Below are 19,752 nucleotides of genomic sequence, written 5' to 3' on the forward strand. Positions count from 1 at the left end.
CCGATTGGAATTGACGGATGCGATTCCATCGGATAATTCCGATGCATGCAAACCGATTCCGCCTTGTCCATTCTCGCCGCGCTGGGACACCCGACACGCCTCGATGCCTTTCGCCTGCTCGTCAAACATGAGCCCGACGGCCTGTCGACGGGTCAACTTGTCGAAGCGTCGGGACTCACCCAGAGTACCTTCTCCACCCATCTCGCGGTGCTCGCCAAAGCCGGCCTCGTGATATCCGAGAAGCGCGGGCGTCAAATTATCCAGCGCGCGGATATCGACGCGCTTCGCGGCCTGATGCTCTTCCTGGCGAAGGACTGCTGCCAAGGCCGGGCGGAGCTGTGCGAGCCGCTGCTCGCAGAACTCGCCTGCTGCTGAAGGAACGCGCGCTATGACCGACATCGTCATCTACCATAACCCCGCCTGCGGGACCTCCCGCAACACCCTCGCGATGATTCGCAATGCCGGGATCGAACCGCATGTCGTCGAGTATCTGAAGACGCCGCCGTCGCGTGCGCTGCTCGAACAGTTGATCGTCCGCGCCGGCATCACGGCTCGCGAACTCCTGCGAGAGAAAGGCACGCCCTATGCGGAGCTGGGGCTCGGAGACATGGCCCTTGGCGACGAAGCGCTGATCGACGCGATGATGGCGCATCCCGCCCTGATCAACCGCCCGTTGGTGGTCTCGCCGCTCGGCGTGAAGCTCTGCCGTCCCTCCGAAACGGTACTCGACCTCATCCCTGCGGGGCAACGCGGCGCCTTCGCCAAGGAAGACGGCGAACAGGTAATCGACGCCGCTGGCAACCGCGTCGGCGCCTGAGCCAAGCCGATGACAGAACCCAAGCGGGAACGGCTGTCGTTCCTCGATCGCTATCTCACCCTCTGGATCTTCCTCGCGATGGCGCTCGGCGTGTTGCTCGGTTCGGTGTTCACCGGCCTGCCCGCCGCGATCGATGCCCTCTCGTGGGGCTCGACCAACATCCCGATCGCGATCGGCCTTATCCTGATGATGTATCCGCCGCTCGCGCGCGTCCGCTACGAGGAATTGCCGCGCGTGTTCGAGGACAAAAGGGTGCTCGCCATCTCGCTCATCCAGAACTGGATCATCGGTCCCGTGCTGATGTTCGCGCTCGCGGTGATCTTCCTGTCAGACAAGCCCGAATATATGACCGGGCTGATCCTGATCGGCCTCGCGCGCTGCATCGCGATGGTGATCGTCTGGAACCAGCTCGCGAAGGGCGACAATCAATATGTCGCGGCACTGGTGGCGTTCAACTCGATCTTCCAGATCCTGTTCTTCAGCATCTATGCCTGGTTCTTCCTGACGATATTGCCGCCGCTGTTCGGTCTCGAAGGCAGCGTTATCGACGTAAGCTTCTGGACCGTCGCCGAAGCCGTCCTCATTTATCTCGGCGTTCCCTTTGCGGCGGGCTATCTCACTCGCAAGTGGCTCGCAGACGCCAAGGGCAACGAATGGTATGAGACGCGCTTCCTCCCGCGCATCGCGCCGATCACGCTTGTCGCGCTGCTCTTCACGATCGTCGCAATGTTCAGCCTCAAGGGCGGTGAGATCGTCACCATTCCCGGCGACGTCGTGCGCATCGCCGTCCCGCTGACCATCTATTTCGTCGTGCAGTTCGTCATCAGCTTCTGGATGGGCAAGCTGATCGAGGCCGATTATCCGCGCACGACCGCGGTCGCCTTCACCGCCGCCGGAAATAATTTCGAGCTTGCGATCGCGGTTGCGATTGCCGCCTTCGGGCTCGCCTCGCCGGTCGCCTTCGCCGCCGTCATCGGCCCGCTCGTCGAAGTTCCCGTGCTCATCCTGCTGGTGAGCGTCGCCTTCTGGTTCGGACGCCGCTGGTTCCCGGCATCCACCCCCGCGAAAGACTGATTGTCATGGCTTCCCCCACCTTTTCGCGCCTGCGCGCGCTCGCCGATCCCACCCATCTTCCGGCGCTCAGCGCGGAATATATCCGCTCGCAGCCCGCGCTCGGCCTCGGCCCGCTCGACCCAGCGCCGCGCATCCTGCTGCTCTACGGCAGCTTGCGCGAACGCTCCTATTCGCGGCTCGTCGTCGAAGAGACCGCGCGCCTGCTCCAGCTCTTCGGCTGCGAGACGCGCATCTTCGATCCGTCGGACCTGCCGCTGCCCGATTTGATCGCCGACGACGACCACCCGGCCGTCGAGGAACTGCGCCAGCATTCGCTCTGGTCCGAGGGCCAGGTCTGGTGCAGCCCCGAACGGCATGGCCAGATCACCGGCATCATGAAGGCGCAGGTCGATCACCTGCCGCTCGCATACAAAGGGCTACGCCCGACACAGGGCCGCACCCTCGCGGTGATGCAGGTGTCGGCGGGGTCGCAATCGTTCAACAGCGTCAATACGCTCCGCATCCTCGGCCGCTGGATGCGGATGATCACCATCCCCAACCAGTCGAGCGTCGCCAAGGCTTATGCCGAGTTCGACGAGGCGGGCCGGATGCTCCCGTCGAGCTATTACGACCGGATCGTCGACGTTGCGGAGGAACTTGTGTGCTTCACCGTGCTGACGCGCGGCCATGCCACGCAGCTTGTCGACCGCTATTCGGAACGCAAGGACCGCGCCGAACCCGTCGTGACGCCGGCGCGATTGGCGGGGCTGCCGGGAGCCTGAGCCCGGGACCACGTCCAGCCCAGGTCGGCACCGAAGCGATCTTGCACCAGGGGCGCCTCCGATCTAGAGGCGGATTACCGGGGCCGCGCAACCTCCCGGTAAAGCGTCCCGGCGCTCAAGCGTTGCCTGTTCGTCCTCGATTTCGGGGATCAGGAGGTTTGCTTGAGGCTGTATCTTGCCGCGACTTTACTCGCCCTGCCCGCACCCGCTCTCGCCGAAGATGGCCTGACCATCACGGGCAGCATGCGCCTGCGCTATGAAATGATCCAAGGACAGGCGCCGACGGGATTCGACGAGAAGGACGACCTGCTCAATGTCCGCACGATCGTCGGCGGCGAATATCGCAGCGACGGATTTCGCTTGGGCGCCGAACTCTACGACAGCCGCGTCTATGGGAGCGAGGCGGGAACCCCGGTGACGACGGGCGAAGTCAACGCGTTCGAACTGGTCCAGGCCTATGTCGGCTATGAGGCGCGCGATGCCTTCGGTGCAGGCACGAAGCTCGATCTCCAGGCCGGCCGCTTCACGCTGAACCTGGGATCGCGGCGGCTGGTGGCCGCGGACGATTATCGCAATACGACCAGCGGCTATACGGGTCTCCGCGCCGACCTGGCGCTGCGCGGAGGTGTCGCGGCGACCTTTATCTATACGCTTCCGCAGGTGCGGCTGCCCGACGACCGCGCGTCGCTCGACGCCAACCGGGTCAAGTTCGACAAGGAGAGCTTTGACCTGCAACTCTGGGGCGGCCTCGCGACGAAGAAGCTCGGCGGGTCGCGCGGCTCGGTCGAGATTTCCTACTTCCATCTCGGCGAGCGCGACGCGCCGCAGCGGCCGACGCGCGACCGTTCGCTCGAAACGATCGGACTGCGCGCCTATCGCGATCCCGCGCCGGGCCGGTTCGATTATGAGAGCGAGACTTTCTACCAGTTCGGTACGATCAGCAGCAGCCTCGCTCCCTCGGCAGCCAAGTCCGATGTGTCGGCGTGGTTCACGCATCTCGAGGCGGGTTACAGCTTCCGCCACCCTTGGTCGCCGCGCCTATCGCTCGAATTCGACTATGCGAGCGGCGACGGCCGGGGAGGCGATTTCGGCCGCTTCGATACCTTGTTCGGCATGCGCCGCGCGGAACTCGCGCCAGCGGGCCTCTATAATGCGGTCGGACGGGCCAATCTTCTGTCCCCGGCGATCCGTATCGAAACAATACCGTCAAGGCGCCTCGATGCCTTTGCGGCCTACCGGCCGCTCTGGCTGGCCTCGCGGTTCGACAGTTTTTCGACGACCGGCGTTCGCGATCCATCCGGCGCCTCCGGCCGCTTCGCGGGACACCAGGTCGAAGCGCGCCTGCGCTACTGGCTCGTACCGAAGCGCCTCCGCCTCGAATGGAGCGGCCTGTTTCTCGGCAAGGGCCGGTTTCTCCGAAACGCGCCCAATGCACCGGCCGGGGGCAACACGCTGTATAATTCCTTCAATGCCACCATCAGCTTCTGAAACCGGCGCAGGTCGCAAACAGCATGCTTGGCTTCTGCGAGCAGCAACCTGTATAGACGGGTTATGGATGTTACCACTCGCACCCCCGGACGCGGATCAAAACTCTCGAATGGATCTGCGGCCGCCCGGCCCGGCAACTCCGATGACGAAAATGACAAGTCTCCGCCTCGCTATGCCGCCATCAAGCAGAGCATTTGCGATGCCGTTCGCGACGGACTTCTTAAGCCGGGCGACCGGGTTCCATCGGAAGCAGAGCTAGTCCAACAATTCGACGTGTCACGGATGACCGCCAATCGGGCGCTTCGCGAACTACAGGCGGCAGGCGTTCTTGTACGCCGCGCGGGTAGCGGATCGTTCATCGCCGAGCCCAAGCCGATCGGCCAGATGATCGAAATTCGCAATATCGCCGAAGAGATCCGCGAGCGCGGTCACATCTATCGGGCCCGCGTCGTGCAGAATGACGAGATACGCGCCAATGCGGACCTTGCGGCGCTACTGGAGGTTCCGGTCGGCACGAGGCTTTTCCACTCGATCATCGTTCATCACGAAGCCGAGTTCCCGATCCAGCTCGAGGAGCGTTTCGTGCTCGCGTCGGCGGCTCCCGATTATGGGAAGATCGACTTCACCCAGATGACGCCGAACGAATATCTGACGCGGACGGCGCCGCTCGAGCGCGTCGAACATCGGGTTCGCGCCGAGATGCCCGACGCGCACACCCACAGCATGCTGGGGCTCTCGGACGGCGAACCCGTGTTGCGGATGACGCGGCGGACGTGGAGCCATTCGCGCCTCGTCAGCCATGCCTGGCTGACGCATCCCGGATCGCGATTCGAGCTGTCGGCGGCCTTCTCGATCGACGATTGACGCCGCTCAGCTGGTGCGCGTGACGACCACCGGTTTGCGGCGCCGGCGCAGCCAGCGGAAATCGGCGCGGCTGAAGCTCTTGAACAGCAGATAGAAGCCGGTGCCCGAGAGCCAGAGCGCGCCAAAGGCGACGAAAATGATGAGCGGGTGGTTGAAGCTCTTCCGGTTGATGTAATCCATGTTGTGGAGCATCCAGAAGAAGTCCCACGTCCGCCAGGTGTCGCCGCGCATGACGAGGAAGCGCGCGGTGTCGAGCGAGACATAGGCGCTGCTGTTCTCGTCGTCCGCGAAATCGACGCGCCACATCGCCCCCTCATGATCGCGCGATTCGAGGTTCGGCTTGGCGATTACGCTCACCTCTCGGATCGGCGCCTCGTTCATCATGGAGGCGACTTCGCGCGCCATGGCCTCGTCGACCCGGATGTGCTCGCCGCTTGTCGCGTCGACGAGACGGACGCCTTTTGCGGAGCGCACTTCATAGACCGGCCGGGTTCCGAGATCGCGAAGGATCACGCCCGTGACAGGTTCGCCGCGCGGCAGGGCCGCCACGTCGAAATATTCCCCCGGTGGCAGTGGATGCGCATGCGACATCCCGCCGCCGTGCCCGCCGACCTTATCCTTGTCGAGCAGCGCCATCACCGATCCGCTGAGCGCCCAGAGCAGGAACTGGAGACCCAGGATCAGCCCGACCCATTTGTGGATGCGCCGGAAGAAGAGCGGCGTCAGTCGGATGCGTTTCATGCCTGCTTCCTCTTGCGGCGTTTGAAGGACCAGATCAGCAACCACGCCCCGCTGATCGCCATCGCGAAGACGCTCCAGGTCGCGACGCGGAGCAACGGGTTGTTGACGTCGGTCCGCTCATCATAGTCCATGATGTGGAGCATCCACGCGAAGTCGAACACGCGCCACAATGCGTGGCGGCGCGAGATAAGCTCACCGGTCGTCGGCGACAGATAGAGCGTCGGGCGGTTCCAGCCCTCGAACTCGACCTGCCAATAGGGCGGCTTGCGCGACTGCATTTCCTGTGGCGCTTCGGTCAACAGCCGCACCGACACGATCTTGCCGTCGCCGGTGTAGATGCGCCGCGCCTGCTCGCGGACCTGGGACTCGGTAAGCGCAGGCAGCGGCGCACCCGAGCGGGCATCGAACAGCCGCGCCCCTTCGGGAGTTTCAGCGCGCCAGACGGGGCGATCGAAGAACCGCTGCAAGCGAACCTCGGACGCACCGGGCGCGGCCGCAACGATCCGCGACGGCGGCGCGAGGCCCGCGAGGTCGAAGGGCTGAACCATCGGCGCGCGCACGAGATGGTCGCCATGGATGGTGTCGATATGCACGACCACCATGTAGAAGCCGGTCAGCGTCCAGAGCAGCGCCTGGACGCCGACCACCAAGGCCAGCCATTTATGCGTTCGCCGGACGAGCAGCGGCCAACGGATCGCCATATCGATTACCCTCAGAACGCGGTGCGGAAGCCGACGTAGAAACGCCGTCCGAGCAGGTCATAGGTCATCGTGTCGGTGTTCGCATCGGTGAAGCTCTGGATATAGGGCGCCTTGCGATCGAAAAGATTGTCGACACCGACCTGGAACCGGGTCTTCTCGTCGATTTCGAAAGCGACCTGGAGATTGTGGTAGAAGACATTCGGCGTGCTGTAGCCGATGTCGCCGGGGGCCGCATTGAAGTCGGTCGCCTTGCCGATCCACTGGGTCGACCAGGTCGCGCTGACCCCGTCCTTTTCAGCGGTCAGCACGCCATAGCCGCGCCATTTCGGATAGCCGCCATTGCCGCCGCCGATAAAGCCGTCGAAGTCGATCGGCGCGCCGCCGGGGAAAGGCAGGACCACATATTTGTTGAGATAGGTCACGTTGACGTCGAGCGAGACGTTCACGCTGCCGATGTCATTGTTGTAAACGAGACCCAGATCGAGGCCGTTCATTTCTTCGCGGCCCGTGTTGATCGGTTGCGCGGAGAGGAAGGTAACCTCGCCGGTCAACGGGCTGCGGGTAAAATCTTCGCAGAAGGGATGCGAAAGATTCTGGCTCGCATAACAAATGCTGAGCTTTGTCGAGCCCGGAATAGCACGGATCGCATCCTTGATCTTGATGTCGAACCAGTCGGCAGTGAGCGAGAGTCCCGGAACCAGTCCCTTCGGTGAAATCACCGTCCCGACGGTCCAGGTCGTCGAGCTTTCGGGTTTCAGATTCTCGTTGCCGCCGACCGTTGTCAGGATCGTTGTACCGAGCTGAACATAATTGGCCGGCACGCCCGACGCCTGACAATTGGCGATCAGTGTCGCATTGCCGCTGGTCGAATAGCGCGAGCAGGGGTCGGTGGTCGTCAGATTGCCCTCGGAGACGCCGCCGAACAATTCGGGGACGTTCGGAATGCGAAAGCCGGTGCCGTAGGTGCCGCGCAGGCGGAAGCTGTCATTGATGACCCAGTCGACGCTCCCCTTGTAGTTCCAGTCGCTGCCGAACAGGTCGTAGTTCGAGTAGCGAACCGCGCCGTCGAGGGTAAGCGACTGGAAGAAGGGTGTGTCGGCCAGAACGGGCACCGACAGTTCGAGATAGGCTTCCTTCGCCGTGCTCGTTCCGGAGATCGGATCCTGCTGGTTGGTGTTGGCAATACCGAGCACCGTCAGCGGATCGGGATCGCGCCAACCCTTTTCCTTGCGATAGACGACACCCGCCGCGAAGGAGACGGGGCCTGCGGGCAGCTTGAAGAGATCGCCGTTGATATCGGCGGTGACCGTCGCAAGCTCGTTGCCGCCGCGGTCGCGCGACGTGAACAGGATATAGTCGAGAACCTCCGGGGTCAGGTCGCCGAACCCGAGATAGTCGGCGCAGGGGATCGTGGCACCGGCAGCAAGACTGCACTTGGTCGTATCGAGGGAATTCGCCACTCGCTCGAGATTGGCGATGTTGGTCGAACCATCGACCGCGGTGTTGCGGCCGAAGGCGCCCGCGATTTCCCATCCCCAATCGTTCGAGAGCTTGCCGCGGAGGCCAAACGTACCCTGCCAGGTATCGGTTTCCTGGAAGAATTGGCGCGGGCCGGGCTCGGCGAGGCGGCGCTGGATGAGGACGATATTCTGCCCCGTCGGATTGGTGGGATTGCTCGCCGCGATCGAGAGGTTGCGCAGCGTTCCGGGCGTCGCGATCTGATTCGACTTGCGGAAGGTGTAAAGGAATTCGCCGAACGCCTCGATATTGTCAGTGATGTCATAGTCGGCGAAAAACGCCGTGCTCACGCGCTCGACCGGGCTCACCGCGTTGAGGAACGGGTTCGAGTTGAAGTTGTGCTTGGCAGCGCTGTACGGCTCGAAGAAGTTGCCGTTACCGCCCAGCACCTGATTGAAGTTGATCTGCTGGCCGTTCGGCAGCACCGCGCGGCCGCCGATCGTCGAGGCGCTGTTCACGCAGCTCAGCATGCCGGGCGTGGTTTCGGCAAGCGAGCAAGGCGCGCGCGTTGCCATATTGACCGCGCTCGTCTTCTGATAGGTGACCGCCGCCATGAAACCGCCGCGATCGTTGCGGACGCCCCACAGGAGGTCGGCGGTGAAGTCCGAGCCATCGCCCTTTTCGGTGATGCCTTGGCGCACGCTGAGGCCGAGGCCTTCATAGTCAGTGCGGGTCACGAGGTTGACCACGCCCGCCATCGCGTCGGCGCCATAGATCGCCGAGGCGCCGTCCTTGAGCACATCGGTGCGCGCGAGCGCCGCGACCGGGATCATGTTAAGATCGGGCGAGGAGTTCGCGCCGGTGCCGCCCGCGACGAGGCGGCGGCCGTTGAGCAGAACAAGCGTGCGCTTGATGCCGAGACCGCGCAGGTTCACCTGCGCCGTGCCATATCCATTGTTCGCCCAATAGGCGGAGGTCTGGTTGCCTGCGAAGCCGGCGTTGGCGGGAAGGCGCTGCAGCACCGTCTCGATATTGACGACGCCGGTGTTCTCGATCTGCTCGGCCGACACGACGGTCGCGGGGCCGACGCCCGCGAGATCCTGGCGACGAATGCGCGAGCCGGTCACGACGATGTCCGATCCGTTCGGAGCATCCTCCGCGGCGGGTGACTGCGTCGCAGCATCGCTCTGCGCGAGCGCTGGCGTTGCAAAGGTCGCGACCGCTGCGGCGCTGGCGAGCAAAATTGTCCTGGTCATCATAGCGAAACCCCCTGATGGTTGGCTGATTCCCCTCAGAGAGCATCAAATGTATATACAGGTCAATAGGAATTTATTGAATCATATCAATTGGTTATGAAGTAAATTCCGGGCGCACGATACTTACTAGATACGCACCCCAAAGCTCTACCCCTCATCAATTTTGAAATTTTTTCCGGCCTGAGCCTTTTCGCGCAAGGAGCCGGCGGGCCCCTCCCTCGGCTTGCTTATGAAATGACATGATTAAGTGGGTCGGCACAGCTTGGGGGCGCGACCGACTTGAGCCGCTCAATGCGAAAGTATCTGTTCGAGAAAGGTCCGTGCGCGCTCGCTTTTCGGCGCGGCGAAAAAATCTGCCGGCCTTGCGTCTTCGATGATCTGGCCCTGATCCATGAAAAGCATGCGATCGGCCGCCTCGCGCGCGAATCCCATTTCGTGCGTCACGCACACCATCGTCCGTCCTTCGCCGGCAAGGGACGTCATCACATCGAGTACCTCCTTGATCATCTCGGGATCGAGCGCCGATGTCGGCTCGTCGAAGAGAAGAATCCGGGGCTCCATCGCCAGAGCGCGGGCTATCGCGGCCCGCTGTTGCTGCCCTCCCGAGAGCTGCCCCGGATATTTGCCCGCCTGGTCGCCAATCCTCACCTTGTCCAAATAGGATATGGCGCGCGCCTCCGCCTCCGGAAGAGACAAGCCGCCGAGCAGGACGGGCGCGAGGGTGCAATTCTCCAGCACCGTCTTGTGCGGGAACAGATTGAACTGTTGAAAGACCATGCCGACGGCGCGGAGCGCCGCAACGGCCTCCCGCGACGCGTCGGTTATCCTGGTTCCCTCGATCAGGACGGCACCGGAGTCGGGCACCTCGAGCCTGTTCATGCAGCGAATGAGCGTCGATTTGCCGGAGCCTGAAGGGCCGCAAATCACGATCCGCTCGCGCGGGGCGATTTCGAGGTCGATCGAGCGGAGGGCATGATAGGCGCCATAATATTTGTCGACCTGCCGCAAGCTGACGGCCGCGTGGCCCGAGGCGTCGGTCATGACGCCTGCCCCCGGCCGCGGAGCGCTCGTACCCGCGCGAAGGCTGCGGCGAGGTCGGCGATCAGATCCTGCGGCGCTTCGAGGCCGGCGTGAATGCGGATCAGCGCCCCATCTGCCTCGCCATTGGGAAAATCGCGGATCGGAGCGGGCCACGCCGGAACCGCGAGACTTTCGAAGCCGCCCCAGCTCGAACCGAGCTGGAATAGCGAGAATTCGTTGAAAAAGGCGCTGGTTTCGGGCGGGGTCAGGCCATCGAGCTGAACACCGAACAATCCGGAAGCACCGGTGAAATCCCGCTTCCAGATTGCATGGCCGGGGTCGGCGGGATGAGCCGGATAGCGGACCGCAACCACTTCGGGTTGCTGGGCGAACCATTCGATCAGCGTCGCTGCGGTGCGCTGGTGGCGTTCAAGGCGCGCATCGAGCGTCCTGATGCCCCGGTGGACCAGATAGCAATTGTCGGGACTCGCGCAGTTGCCCCAGCGCGCCGCCGCATCCTTGAGCTGGCGGTAGACGGCATCGCTGGCCGCCGTCATCGTGCCGAGCAGACAGTCGGAGTGCCCCGAGAGATATTTGGTTGCCGAAGCAAGCGAGATGTCGACGCCATGGGCCAAGGGCTTGAAGAAGAGCGGCGTGGCCCAGGTGTTGTCGAGAGCGGTCAATATGCCCCGGCTGCGCGCAACCGCCGTGATCGCGGGGACGTCGATCATATCGAATGTCTGCGAGCCCGGGGTCTCCATATAGATGAGCCGGGTGTTGCTGCGGCACAGCCCGGCAATCTCCGCTCCGATATCGGGCCGGAAATATTCCACCTCGACCCCGAAACGCGCGAGAACGTCGGTCAGAAACTTGCGGGTCGGCCCATAGACGCAGTCCGCGACGAGCAGATGGTCGCCCCCGGCCACGAAAGCCGTGAGGGCTAGCGCGATTGCGCTGGTTCCGGACGAGGTGATGACGGTCGCGCAGCCGCCTTCAAGTTCGCTGACAGCCTCGGCGAGCGCAAAGGTCGTTCGCGTTCCGTACAGGCCATAGATGACCTCATCGTAGAGACCCTGGTGCCGGTCCATATAGGCCTCGACGCTGTCGTAGATAATGGTGGAGGCCCGGTCGACGGGCGGATTGATGAGGCCCCGCTGATCGCACGGACGGGGACCGCCGTGCACGGCACGCGTCGGATCCTGCCAGGCGCGCCCTTTCGGGCTTGCCGGCTCCCCGGGCCATTTTCTGTCGTGATTATCCTGCATAGTTTAGTTTCCGTTCGATCTTCATGCTGAGCCGGGACAGGGAGAAACAGAGGAGGAAAAAGATTGTCCCGGTAAAAAGATAGGCTTCGGCGAAATAGGGTCGCCATTGCGCCTCGACGTAGGAGAGGCGGGTCGTCTGCAACAAATCGAAGACGCCGACGATGAGGACGAGCGTCGTGTTCTTGACCTCGCTGATCGAAGTGTTGACCAGCCCCGGCACGCTGACTTTCAGCGCCTGCGGCAACAGGATATGGCGCCGCGCCTGCCATTTGGTGAGGCCAAGAGCATGCGCGGCCTCGGCTTGCCCGACGGGAACCGCCAGCAGGCCGCCCCGGATGACCTCGGCCATATAGGCGGCAGTGAAGAATATGAGCGCGAGCTGGACGCGCGGCAGGCTGTCGATCGAGAGATAGGAGGGCACGAACAGCGGGAACAGGACCGCAGCGAGGAAGAGCACTCCGATCAGCGGCGTTCCGCGAACCAGCTCGATGAAGGCGACGCTCGGCCAGCGAATGCCGCGCCGCGCCGACCTGCGGCCGAACGCGAGGAGTATAGCCAATGGAAAAGCGCCGACCACCGCAAGGCTCGCGAGCAGCAATGTGACCGGCAGGCCGCTCCACTTCTCCATCGGGACATAGGAAAGGCCCGCGAATCCTCCTCGTAGCAGAAGTACCGCCACGGCGATTGCGCCGAGCCAGACAAGCCCGAGGCGGCTGCGCCAGAATCGCGGGACGAAGGAGAAGGCAAGGCATGAAAGCAGCGCGGCCGCCGCTGCTGCGGACCGCCACTGCTCGGCTTCGGGATAGGTGCCAAACAATATCAGCCGCGCATTTTCGCGGAGGAATGGCCAGCAAGCACCGCTGGCCAAACGGCAATCGGCCGCGCCCCCGGCGAAGGTCGCGTCGAACAGCAGCCACGAGAGCCCCTTGCCGGCGAAAGCCGCGGTCATGGCGAGGATCGCGATGGTGAGTATCGACTGGCGTCCTCCTCTGAACAGATTGCGCCGTATCCACGACGGCCAGGCGGTCGCCGAGCGCAGCGGAAAGGGTTCGAGGGGCGCCGACTGGATGCTCCGGCCGGGCTGCCCGGCGACGCTCCAGCCCAACTGGCGGGCATAGAGGCCGGTGACGAACGACAAGGATAGCGAAAGCAGCAGGAAGGTCGCGACGATCAGGCCGACGCCCTCGATCGCCTGCCCTGTCTGACTGATGACGGTATCGACCACCGAGACAAATTCGGGATATCCGATCGCGACCCCCAGGGAGCTGTTCTTGATCGTGTTGAGATGCCAGCTCGTCATCGGCGGTATGGCGATGCGCAGCGCTTGCGGCATCACGATCCGTCCCATTGTTTGCGCGGGCGACAGGCCGAGCGCTTTGGCGGCCTCGCTCTGCCCTGCGGGAACGGCGAGGATCGCGCCGCGGAATATCTCGGCCAGATAGGCCGAGGCATAGACCGAAAGGCTGGCGACCAGCGTCAGAAACTCCGTGGAGAGCGACAATCCGCCGACGGTTCCGAAGCGCCCCGCCCGCGGCAGATCGATCCCGCCCCACAGCAAGAGCGGCACCAGGGAGATGCCGGCGAAGGCCAGCGCAGTGCGCGTGCGAACGGCTCCTCGCCGCACGGCACCCAGCAGGATCGCACAGGCGACGATCGCGATGAGAAAGACCGGCCGTCCCGGATCGGCCAAGGAGAGCGCGGGGAGGTGCAATCCCCGATTATCGAGGTCGAACGGTCCGACGGCGCCCGGGCCGGGTCCGGGCAGACCGAACAGCAGCGCGGCGTACCAGACGAACATCTGGAGCAGCAGCGGAATATTGCGAACCAGCTCGATATAAAGGCCGGAGAGCCTCGCAAGCAGCCAGTTGGACGACAGGCGCGCCATGCAGACCGCGAGGCCGAGCAAGGTCGAGAAGATGATGCCGAGCGCCGATATCAGGAGCGTGTTGAGAAGACCCACCGCCAGCGCCGCGGCATAGGAATCGCCCGGCGCGTAAGCAATCAGCGTTTCGCCAATCGCGAAACCCGCCCGGTCGAACAGGAAACCGAACCCCGTCCGGATGTTTCGGTCCGCGAGATTGTCCGCCAATGTCGCAAACAGGCCGTAGGCGACCACAAGCCCGCCCGCGATCAGCAGCCAGGGTAACGCAGCGATGGCAAGCCGCCTGTGTTTATGAGTCATCGCATCGGCAACGGGTAGATCAGCCCGCCGTCCCGATAGAGCTTATTCTGTCCGCGTTCGACGCCGAGCGGCGTAATGTGCCGGTCGAAGATTTCGCCATAATTGCCCGTCGCCTCGATCGCGCGATACGCCCAGTCATCGTCGAGGCCGAGCGACTTGCCGAATCCGGGCAGGCCGCCGAGCATCTTGCGCACTTCGGGGTCACGCGAGGCCATGCGCATGCGCGCTGCATTCGCGCGGGTGACCCCCATTTCCTCGGCAGCAAAGAGCGCGTTCAGCACCCATTTGTTGATCTCATACCATTGCTCGTCGTCGCTGCGCACGACGGGACCTACCGGCTCCTTGGTGAGTCGTTCGGGCAGCACAACATAATCGTCCGGATGCGCGGTATCGGCGAGACGGATCACGGTCAGCGTGAAGGCATCGGTGGTCATCGCGTCGCACCGCCCGGCAAAGAAGGCGAGCTTGGCTTCCTCGGGATTCTCGAACACGACCGACTGGAAACGCAGCCCCTTGCGCTCGAAATATTCGGCGGTGTTGAGTTCGGAGGTCGTCCCCTTGGTGATGCAGATCGATGCGCCATCGAGATCCGTCGGAAGCCGCACACCCGATCGCCGGGGCACCAGGAAGCTCTGCCCGTCATAATACATGGTGCCGACGAAATTCACCCCGAGGTCGGTGTCGCGCGTCAGCGTCCATGTCGTCGTCCGCGACAGGACGTCGGCCTCGCCCGTCTGCACGATCGTGAAGCGCTTGTTCGAGGCGACCGGCATGAACCGGACCTTGCGGGCATCGCCGAGGACCGCAGCGGCGAGCGCCCGGCAGTAGTCGACGAAGAACCCCTGCCAGCGCCCGCGCTTGTCGAGATAGGACATGCCGAGCTGCCCCGTATGAATTGCGCAATTGAGCGTTCCGCGCGCGCGAATCCGCGCAAGCGTCGATCCCTTCGCCGCGGCGATTTCATGCCCACCGGTGCCGGCGGGCTCGCGGCCGCAGCCGGCGAGTAACAGGGCGCCTGCGGCGAGCAGCGCCGGTAACCAGCGGCGCGATGCGTGCGACCTATTCATAAACGAGGCTTTCAATGCTAGCGCCATAAGAAATAGCTATAGGGAGCGATGTCCGATGAACCTGCGTCACCTCGAAGCCTTCAGGGCCGTGATGCTCTCGGGATCGGTCACCCAGGCCGCGCAGTCGCTCAACCTGTCGCAACCCGCGGTGAGCAAGATGCTTGCCGAGCTCGAGCATCAGCTGGGCTTTCAGCTCTTCCTGCGTTCGCGCGGCAGCGCGCTCACCGTGACGCCCGAAGCCGACGCCTTTTTCTACGAAGTCGAGCGGAGCTTCTCGGGCATTGCGGCCCTGAAGCGGGTAGCGGAAGACATCCGCAACATGGCGACCGGCACGCTCCGGATCGCCGCCCTTCCGGCGCTCGCGGTCAGTTTCCTGCCGCGTGTGATCGCGGCCTTTCGCGAGACACATCCCGGCGTCACCGTTCAGCTCCAGACCCGCAGTTCCTCGACGGTGCGGCAATGGATGGCGAACCAGCAGTTCGACATCGGGCTCGCGACGCCGGCGCGCGAATTGCCCGGCATAAGGATGGAGCGCTTCCTGCGCTGCCCCGGCGCCTGCGTTCTCCCTGCCGGCCACCGCTTGGCCGTCAAGGACGTCATCCGGCCGGCCGATCTCGAGGGCGAGCCCTTCATTTCGCTCGCGCTCGAGGACGGCGTGCGTCACCGCATCGACCGCATTTTCGAGGACGCGGGCGTCCACCGCGAGATGGTCATCGAAACCCAATATGCGATGACCATCTGCGCGCTTGTCATGCAGGGGGTCGGATGTTCGATTCTCAACCCCGTGACCGCAGCGGATTATGCCGAGCGGGGCCTTACGGTCCGTGATTTCGCGCCGGAGGTCCATTTCGAATATATGCTCTTCACGCCGAAGTTGAGGCCGATGTCCCAAGTCGCTGCGGCCTTTATCGCGGTGCTCGAATCCCACCGCGACGCGATGTTCGGCTCCGACGCCAGCTGAAGACACAAGACGCCGCACGGCCCTCACGGCCACCGATCAGAAGGAGGCGGTCGCGCGGACGTACCAGAAGCCCCCGTTGAACCCCGTCGGCGCGAAGCGGAGATATCGGATCCCGTTGTTGATCTGGGATTGCCGCGCCTCGACGTCGGGGTAATTGTCGAAGATATTCTCGCCGCCGACCGCGAGCTTGAGCATGTCGCTAACCTTGTAGGACAGCTCGAGATCGACCAGCAGTTCGGCGCCGCCCGTCTGGTCGGCAGCCGGTGCGGCGCCATAGTCGGTCCATTTGCCATAATAGTTCGCGCGCGCGACGAAGCCGAAGCGCTCGCCCGCATAAGTGAAGGACGCATTGCCCTTCCACTTCGGAACGAAGCCCTCGAGTTCGAGCAGCCGCTCGCGGTCCGCAGTGATCACCGGCGAGGCCTTGATGACATCGGTTTTGGTATAGTTGCCGTTGAGGCCGAGCGTGGCCTTGCCGTCGCCGAGGTCGAAGCCCACGGTGAGCACCGCATCGACGCCCTGGGTGCGGCTGTCGAAGGAATTGGTGAAGAAGCTCACCTGCTGGAAGGAATCCCCACCGGGAATGCCAAGCGCCGCGAGCTGCGCACGCTGCGCCGGGGTGAGATTGAAATTGCCCGATACGGCGATCCGGTCTTCGACCTTGATGTTGAAATAGTCGAGCGTGAAGGTGATGCGATTGGAGGGCTTCACCACGATGCCGCCGGCGACGTTGAACGAATTCTCGGGCCGAAGCGGCGTCGCGCCGAAGAATTGCGCCACCGGATTGTTGGGCGCGATAATGCCTGCGGTCAGCGGCGCCCCGGTTATCGAGTCGATGTTGGTCTGGACCTGCGAGGCGTTCGACTGGCCCGGCGTCGGCGCCCGAAAGCCGGTGTTGACCGATCCGCGCACCGCGAAGACGTCCGAGAAATCATATCGCCCGTTGATCTTCCAGGTGAATTTCGAGCCGAAGTCCGAGTAATTCTCGTAGCGGCCGGCAAGGCCGAACTGGAGCGCGTCGGTGAGATTGCCTTCGAGCGACGTATAGGCGGCCCAGTTGCTGCGCGCGAACTCGCCCGCCTGGATGGGACTGAAGCCCGGGAAGCCGTTCGAGCCGACCGGCAGTCCGACGCGGTTTCCGGTATCGGGATCGATGACCGACGCGAAAGGACCAACCTGCCATGATGCGATGTCGCCGGCCGTGATCTCATATGTCTCGCGCCGATACTCGAGACCGCCTGCAAGCGTCAGCGGATCGGAGGTGCCGATCGCGATGGGGTAAGTGAGATCGAGATTGAAAGCGAGTTCGCGCTGCTCGAGCTGCCCCGGCTTGAAGGAGGTCGGCGACGCGAGGCCAAGCGACGGATTGACCGTATTTTCGATCCGGTAGGAAGCATGGTTCTGACCATAGGAAGCGCTGAGGTCATAGGTCAGGCCCGAGGAGAATTCGCCCTTGAGGCCGGCCGCCAGCGCCGCATCGGTCACCGTGGCACCGAAATCCGGGGTGAAACCGCCGGGAAAGAGCTGGCGGAAGCTGAACCGCTGTCCTCCGGGCGTATTGGTGAGCGGAATCGAGGTGGAAATGAAGCTGGCATCGGGGTTGCGGTAAAAGAAGGCCGTCGTGCCGCGGCTCCAGCTATAGTTGCCGAAGGTGTAGAATTCCATCTCCTCCGACAGTTCGATGCCGGCATTGACGAAGATGCGCGCCGCCTCGGATTCGGGATTTCCCCAGCGCTGCGCCGGGACCGGGACATCCTGAACGCCGGCATCGATGAGCGCCTGCGCGTCGGGACGCTGAATGCCGCGCGACGTCGTGCTGGCGTTCACATATTCGCCGCTGATGTTGACGAAACCGGCGTCGGTGAAGGGAAGCCCGACATTGCCCTGGACGAGGAAATCCTCGCCGTCGCCCTTATAGAATTGGCCATAGCGGGCGATCAGCAATCCGCCTTCGCGGTCGCGGCGCAGACCGAAATTGAGGACGCCGGCGATCGCATCCGATCCATAGAGCGCCGACGCGCCGTCACGCAGAACCTCGAGCTGGCCGATCGCGATCGACGGGATCGCCGAAAGATCGGGTCCCTGCGATCCCCGGATATAGGGAACATTGGTGAACTGGACCGTCGCGCCGCGATGGCGCCGCTTGCCATTCACGAGCACCAGCGTCTGGTCCGGCGGCAGGCCGCGCAGCGAGAAAGGCCGGGTAAAAACGGCGCCGTCGTTGCTGACGAGGCGCTGGACATTGAGCGACGGGACCTCGGTGCGCAGGAGATCATTCATGTCGGCCGTGCCCTTTTCGAGCAGTTCGGCACCGGTGATGATGTCGATCGGCTGAGCGGAATCGGCCGCCTTGAGATCGTTCCGCCGCGTACCCGTCACGACGATTTCGCCCTGCGACGCGCCTGGCCCCGGCGCCTCTTTGGCGTTATCCTGCGCGAAGGCGGCGGCGGCCGACATGCCTGCCAGGACGGCGATAATCGAGCCACTCGTGCGAAGCAATTTTCTCATGGTCCCCTCCCATTTGCGAAAGCTCTCGGCTTCGCCACCGAGCTATCTTCGCGGCCTTGGCATGACCAGAAATAATCACCACTCATCGCTATAAACGAGATGGTTATTCCATATGGTTATATCTCTCGCTGCGGCATCGAGCAGCGCCCGACCGCGCGGCATGCCGGGCGCGGCGATGCCGGACACTTCGCGCAGCTTGTCCTCGACCGCCCGGGCGACATGCCGCGTCGGCACATGCTCCTTATTTTTTGTCCATATCGTGCCCGGCATGAGGATCGGGTTCGGGTTCGACAGGTTTCGGCGCTTCCGGCGCGGCCTTTGCCCGCGGCGGCACAGCGGCCTTCGCGGCGGGTTCTTGCTTGGGGCGGGATTTCTCCGGAGGCATCGCTTCTTCGGTCGGCGCCGCCGGGGCAGACGCGGCGGGCGGCTCGTCCGCTACGGGCATGGTCTCGACCATTGCGGGCGGCTCACCGGCAGTGACCTCACTCTGTTCCGGTGTGACGTCGCTCTGCTGCGCGGGCTCAGTGCCGCATCCTGCCAGAGCAAATATCAGCGCGGCGGCGCTCGCTAGGGGAATGAATCTCGTCATATCTGTCTCCTCTTCGTGTCGGCAGGTCATGCGCGGAATTCAGAAACCTTGCCGTCGCTGCCGAATGCCATCACTTCGAATGCGTCCGCGCTTCCGTCCGGCATTTCCATTCCCGGAGAACCGCGCGGCATGCCGGGCACGGCGATTCCGCGAATGTCGCGTGGCTTGTCGTGGAGGAGTCTCGCAACATGCCGCATCGGCACATGACCCTCGATCGCATAGCCGCCGATCACGGCCGTGTGGCACGACGCCAGCTGGCCAGGCACACCATATCGCGTCTTTACGGCGGCCATGTCAGCGCGGTTCTCGACAGTCACATCATAACCGGCCTTGCGTGCGATATCCGCCCAAGCTTCGCAGCAGCCGCATTCGGGATCGCGATAAACGAGCATTCGCTTGGGGCTGGACGTCTCGGCGCCCGGCGCGGGCGCCGCGCCATTCTTATCGCTGGTCGCCGCCGGGCCCGAGGCAGAATTGCATGCCGCAAGCGCCATCCCCGATCCGACCGCAATCAGGCCGAAAAGATGACGGCGCGTCATCAGATTTTTCATGTCATTTCCTCGCGAGAATGGATTTCATCTGTTCGATTTCGGCCGCCTGCCCCGCGATGATGCCGCGGCAGAGTTCGCGTATCTCGGCATCTTTGAGAGAAGCCTGTTCACACATGAGGATCGCGCCCGAGTGATGCGGGATCATCGAACGCAAGAAGGCCGTGTCGCCGATCGTCGTCTGTGTCCGGATGAGCCCGAAGCTCCCGAAGAAGGCAACTGCCGATCCCAGCAGCAGGAACGTATTGAGACGTTTCGACGGGAACATGCCCGGCATTGCGACGATCATCAGCACGACCATCGGCGAGACCATCATCAGCGTCATGTAGAGCATGTTGAGATTATTGTAGAAGCTCGAGAGGCGGTCGATCATGACGAACATCACCAGATACATGATGACGCCGCTGACGATCGTCTGCAGCGCGAGGCTGCGATAGGCTGGTTTCACGGCA

General features: G+C 63.5%; 18 protein-coding genes. 7 read left to right on the forward strand and 11 right to left on the reverse strand.

Annotated features, from left to right (window positions below; genetic code table 11):
* Window positions 1–45: 45 nt before the first annotated feature.
* The 6 genes from VGN62_RS07010 (at window position 46) to hutC (ending at window position 5,004) form a co-directional block, all read left to right on the forward strand.
* A complete protein-coding gene (locus tag VGN62_RS07010) occupies window positions 46–375 on the forward strand; it encodes an ArsR/SmtB family transcription factor (protein WP_011542685.1) in 330 nt (109 codons plus the stop codon).
* A gap of 13 nt (window positions 376–388) precedes the next feature.
* Entirely contained in the window at window positions 389–817 is a 429-nt protein-coding gene (arsC, locus tag VGN62_RS07015) for an arsenate reductase (glutaredoxin) (RefSeq protein WP_011542686.1), read from the forward strand.
* Window positions 818–826: 9 nt separating this feature from the next.
* On the forward strand, window positions 827–1,891 hold the full coding sequence (gene arsB, locus VGN62_RS07020; RefSeq protein ID WP_011542687.1) for an ACR3 family arsenite efflux transporter: 1,065 nt from the start codon (window positions 827–829) through the stop codon (window positions 1,889–1,891).
* 5 nt (window positions 1,892–1,896) lie between these two features.
* Window positions 1,897–2,652, forward strand: a complete 756-nt coding sequence (gene arsH / locus VGN62_RS07025; protein ID WP_011542688.1) for an arsenical resistance protein ArsH — start codon at window positions 1,897–1,899, stop codon at window positions 2,650–2,652.
* A gap of 162 nt (window positions 2,653–2,814) precedes the next feature.
* The gene (locus VGN62_RS07030; protein WP_327452207.1) at window positions 2,815–4,140 is read left to right on the forward strand and encodes an alginate export family protein; all 1,326 of its coding nucleotides are present in this window, start codon (window positions 2,815–2,817) and stop codon (window positions 4,138–4,140) included.
* Between the two features lie 63 nt (window positions 4,141–4,203).
* Window positions 4,204–5,004, forward strand: a complete 801-nt coding sequence (hutC, locus tag VGN62_RS07035; protein WP_011542690.1) for a histidine utilization repressor — start codon at window positions 4,204–4,206, stop codon at window positions 5,002–5,004.
* A 6-nt stretch (window positions 5,005–5,010) separates the two neighbouring features.
* On the opposite strand, the gene VGN62_RS07040 is transcribed toward hutC, so the two are convergent.
* The 7 genes from VGN62_RS07040 to VGN62_RS07070 form a co-directional block, all read right to left on the reverse strand.
* Window positions 5,011–5,745, reverse strand: a complete 735-nt coding sequence (locus tag VGN62_RS07040) for a PepSY domain-containing protein (RefSeq protein ID WP_011542691.1) — start codon at window positions 5,743–5,745, stop codon at window positions 5,011–5,013.
* On the reverse strand, window positions 5,742–6,446 hold the full coding sequence (locus VGN62_RS07045) for a PepSY domain-containing protein (RefSeq protein ID WP_011542692.1): 705 nt from the start codon (window positions 6,444–6,446) through the stop codon (window positions 5,742–5,744). Before VGN62_RS07045 ends, VGN62_RS07040 begins: the two co-directional genes overlap by 4 nt.
* A gap of 11 nt (window positions 6,447–6,457) precedes the next feature.
* Window positions 6,458–9,163: a TonB-dependent receptor domain-containing protein gene (locus VGN62_RS07050; RefSeq protein ID WP_037553305.1), complete on the reverse strand. Its 2,706-nt coding sequence runs from the start codon at window positions 9,161–9,163 to the stop codon at window positions 6,458–6,460.
* 285 nt (window positions 9,164–9,448) lie between these two features.
* Complete coding sequence (locus VGN62_RS07055) at window positions 9,449–10,201, reverse strand: amino acid ABC transporter ATP-binding protein (protein WP_039578994.1); 753 nt, start codon at window positions 10,199–10,201, stop codon at window positions 9,449–9,451.
* The gene (gene metC, locus VGN62_RS07060) at window positions 10,198–11,364 is read right to left on the reverse strand and encodes a cystathionine beta-lyase (protein ID WP_232003384.1); all 1,167 of its coding nucleotides are present in this window, start codon (window positions 11,362–11,364) and stop codon (window positions 10,198–10,200) included. Before metC ends, VGN62_RS07055 begins: the two co-directional genes overlap by 4 nt.
* A 70-nt stretch (window positions 11,365–11,434) precedes the next feature.
* Window positions 11,435–13,627: an ABC transporter permease subunit gene (locus tag VGN62_RS07065; protein WP_223181174.1), complete on the reverse strand. Its 2,193-nt coding sequence runs from the start codon at window positions 13,625–13,627 to the stop codon at window positions 11,435–11,437.
* Window positions 13,624–14,694, reverse strand: coding sequence for an amino acid ABC transporter substrate-binding protein (locus tag VGN62_RS07070; protein ID WP_327452212.1), 1,071 nt, complete (start codon window positions 14,692–14,694; stop codon window positions 13,624–13,626). Before VGN62_RS07070 ends, VGN62_RS07065 begins: the two co-directional genes overlap by 4 nt.
* Window positions 14,695–14,749: 55 nt before the next feature.
* Between VGN62_RS07070 and VGN62_RS07075 the strand changes: the two genes are divergently transcribed.
* Window positions 14,750–15,655, forward strand: coding sequence for a LysR substrate-binding domain-containing protein (locus tag VGN62_RS07075; protein WP_003046376.1), 906 nt, complete (start codon window positions 14,750–14,752; stop codon window positions 15,653–15,655).
* A gap of 36 nt (window positions 15,656–15,691) precedes the next feature.
* Here VGN62_RS07075 and VGN62_RS07080 read toward each other — a convergent pair whose 3' ends face one another.
* From VGN62_RS07080 to VGN62_RS07095, 4 genes are all read right to left on the reverse strand, one after another.
* Entirely contained in the window at window positions 15,692–18,163 is a 2,472-nt protein-coding gene (locus VGN62_RS07080; RefSeq protein ID WP_054589301.1) for a TonB-dependent receptor plug domain-containing protein, read from the reverse strand.
* Window positions 18,164–18,404: 241 nt separating this feature from the next.
* On the reverse strand, window positions 18,405–18,752 hold the full coding sequence (locus tag VGN62_RS07085) for a hypothetical protein (RefSeq protein ID WP_003046382.1): 348 nt from the start codon (window positions 18,750–18,752) through the stop codon (window positions 18,405–18,407).
* A 26-nt stretch (window positions 18,753–18,778) separates the two neighbouring features.
* Entirely contained in the window at window positions 18,779–19,246 is a 468-nt protein-coding gene (locus VGN62_RS07090) for a DUF411 domain-containing protein (protein ID WP_223181175.1), read from the reverse strand.
* A 58-nt stretch (window positions 19,247–19,304) separates the two neighbouring features.
* A complete protein-coding gene (locus VGN62_RS07095) occupies window positions 19,305–19,694 on the reverse strand; it encodes a DUF305 domain-containing protein (RefSeq protein WP_223181178.1) in 390 nt (129 codons plus the stop codon).
* Window positions 19,695–19,752 lie beyond the last annotated feature (58 nt).

The organism is Sphingopyxis sp. (assembly GCF_035998905.1).
Classification (GTDB): Bacteria; Pseudomonadota; Alphaproteobacteria; order Sphingomonadales; family Sphingomonadaceae; genus Sphingopyxis.

Excerpts from the sequence above, each read along its gene's own strand:
- VGN62_RS07055 (WP_039578994.1), bottom strand. The coding sequence starts at position 10,201 with ATGACCGACGCCTCGGGCCACGCGGCCGTCAGCTTGCGGCAGGTCGAC.
- VGN62_RS07085 (WP_003046382.1), bottom strand. The coding sequence starts at position 18,752 with ATGACGAGATTCATTCCCCTAGCGAGCGCCGCCGCGCTGATATTTGCT.
- VGN62_RS07075 (WP_003046376.1), top strand. The coding sequence starts at position 14,750 with ATGAACCTGCGTCACCTCGAAGCCTTCAGGGCCGTGATGCTCTCGGGA.
- VGN62_RS07070 (WP_327452212.1), bottom strand. The coding sequence starts at position 14,694 with ATGAATAGGTCGCACGCATCGCGCCGCTGGTTACCGGCGCTGCTCGCC.
- arsH (WP_011542688.1), top strand. The coding sequence starts at position 1,897 with ATGGCTTCCCCCACCTTTTCGCGCCTGCGCGCGCTCGCCGATCCCACC.
- VGN62_RS07065 (WP_223181174.1), bottom strand. The coding sequence starts at position 13,627 with ATGACTCATAAACACAGGCGGCTTGCCATCGCTGCGTTACCCTGGCTG.
- VGN62_RS07050 (WP_037553305.1), bottom strand. The coding sequence starts at position 9,163 with ATGATGACCAGGACAATTTTGCTCGCCAGCGCCGCAGCGGTCGCGACC.
- VGN62_RS07040 (WP_011542691.1), bottom strand. The coding sequence starts at position 5,745 with ATGAAACGCATCCGACTGACGCCGCTCTTCTTCCGGCGCATCCACAAA.
- VGN62_RS07095 (WP_223181178.1), bottom strand. The coding sequence starts at position 19,694 with ATGTATCTGGTGATGTTCGTCATGATCGACCGCCTCTCGAGCTTCTAC.
- hutC (WP_011542690.1), top strand. The coding sequence starts at position 4,204 with ATGGATGTTACCACTCGCACCCCCGGACGCGGATCAAAACTCTCGAAT.
- arsB (WP_011542687.1), top strand. The coding sequence starts at position 827 with ATGACAGAACCCAAGCGGGAACGGCTGTCGTTCCTCGATCGCTATCTC.
- VGN62_RS07090 (WP_223181175.1), bottom strand. The coding sequence starts at position 19,246 with ATGGCGCTTGCGGCATGCAATTCTGCCTCGGGCCCGGCGGCGACCAGC.
- arsC (WP_011542686.1), top strand. The coding sequence starts at position 389 with ATGACCGACATCGTCATCTACCATAACCCCGCCTGCGGGACCTCCCGC.
- VGN62_RS07045 (WP_011542692.1), bottom strand. The coding sequence starts at position 6,446 with ATGGCGATCCGTTGGCCGCTGCTCGTCCGGCGAACGCATAAATGGCTG.
- VGN62_RS07080 (WP_054589301.1), bottom strand. The coding sequence starts at position 18,163 with ATGAGAAAATTGCTTCGCACGAGTGGCTCGATTATCGCCGTCCTGGCA.
- VGN62_RS07010 (WP_011542685.1), top strand. The coding sequence starts at position 46 with ATGCAAACCGATTCCGCCTTGTCCATTCTCGCCGCGCTGGGACACCCG.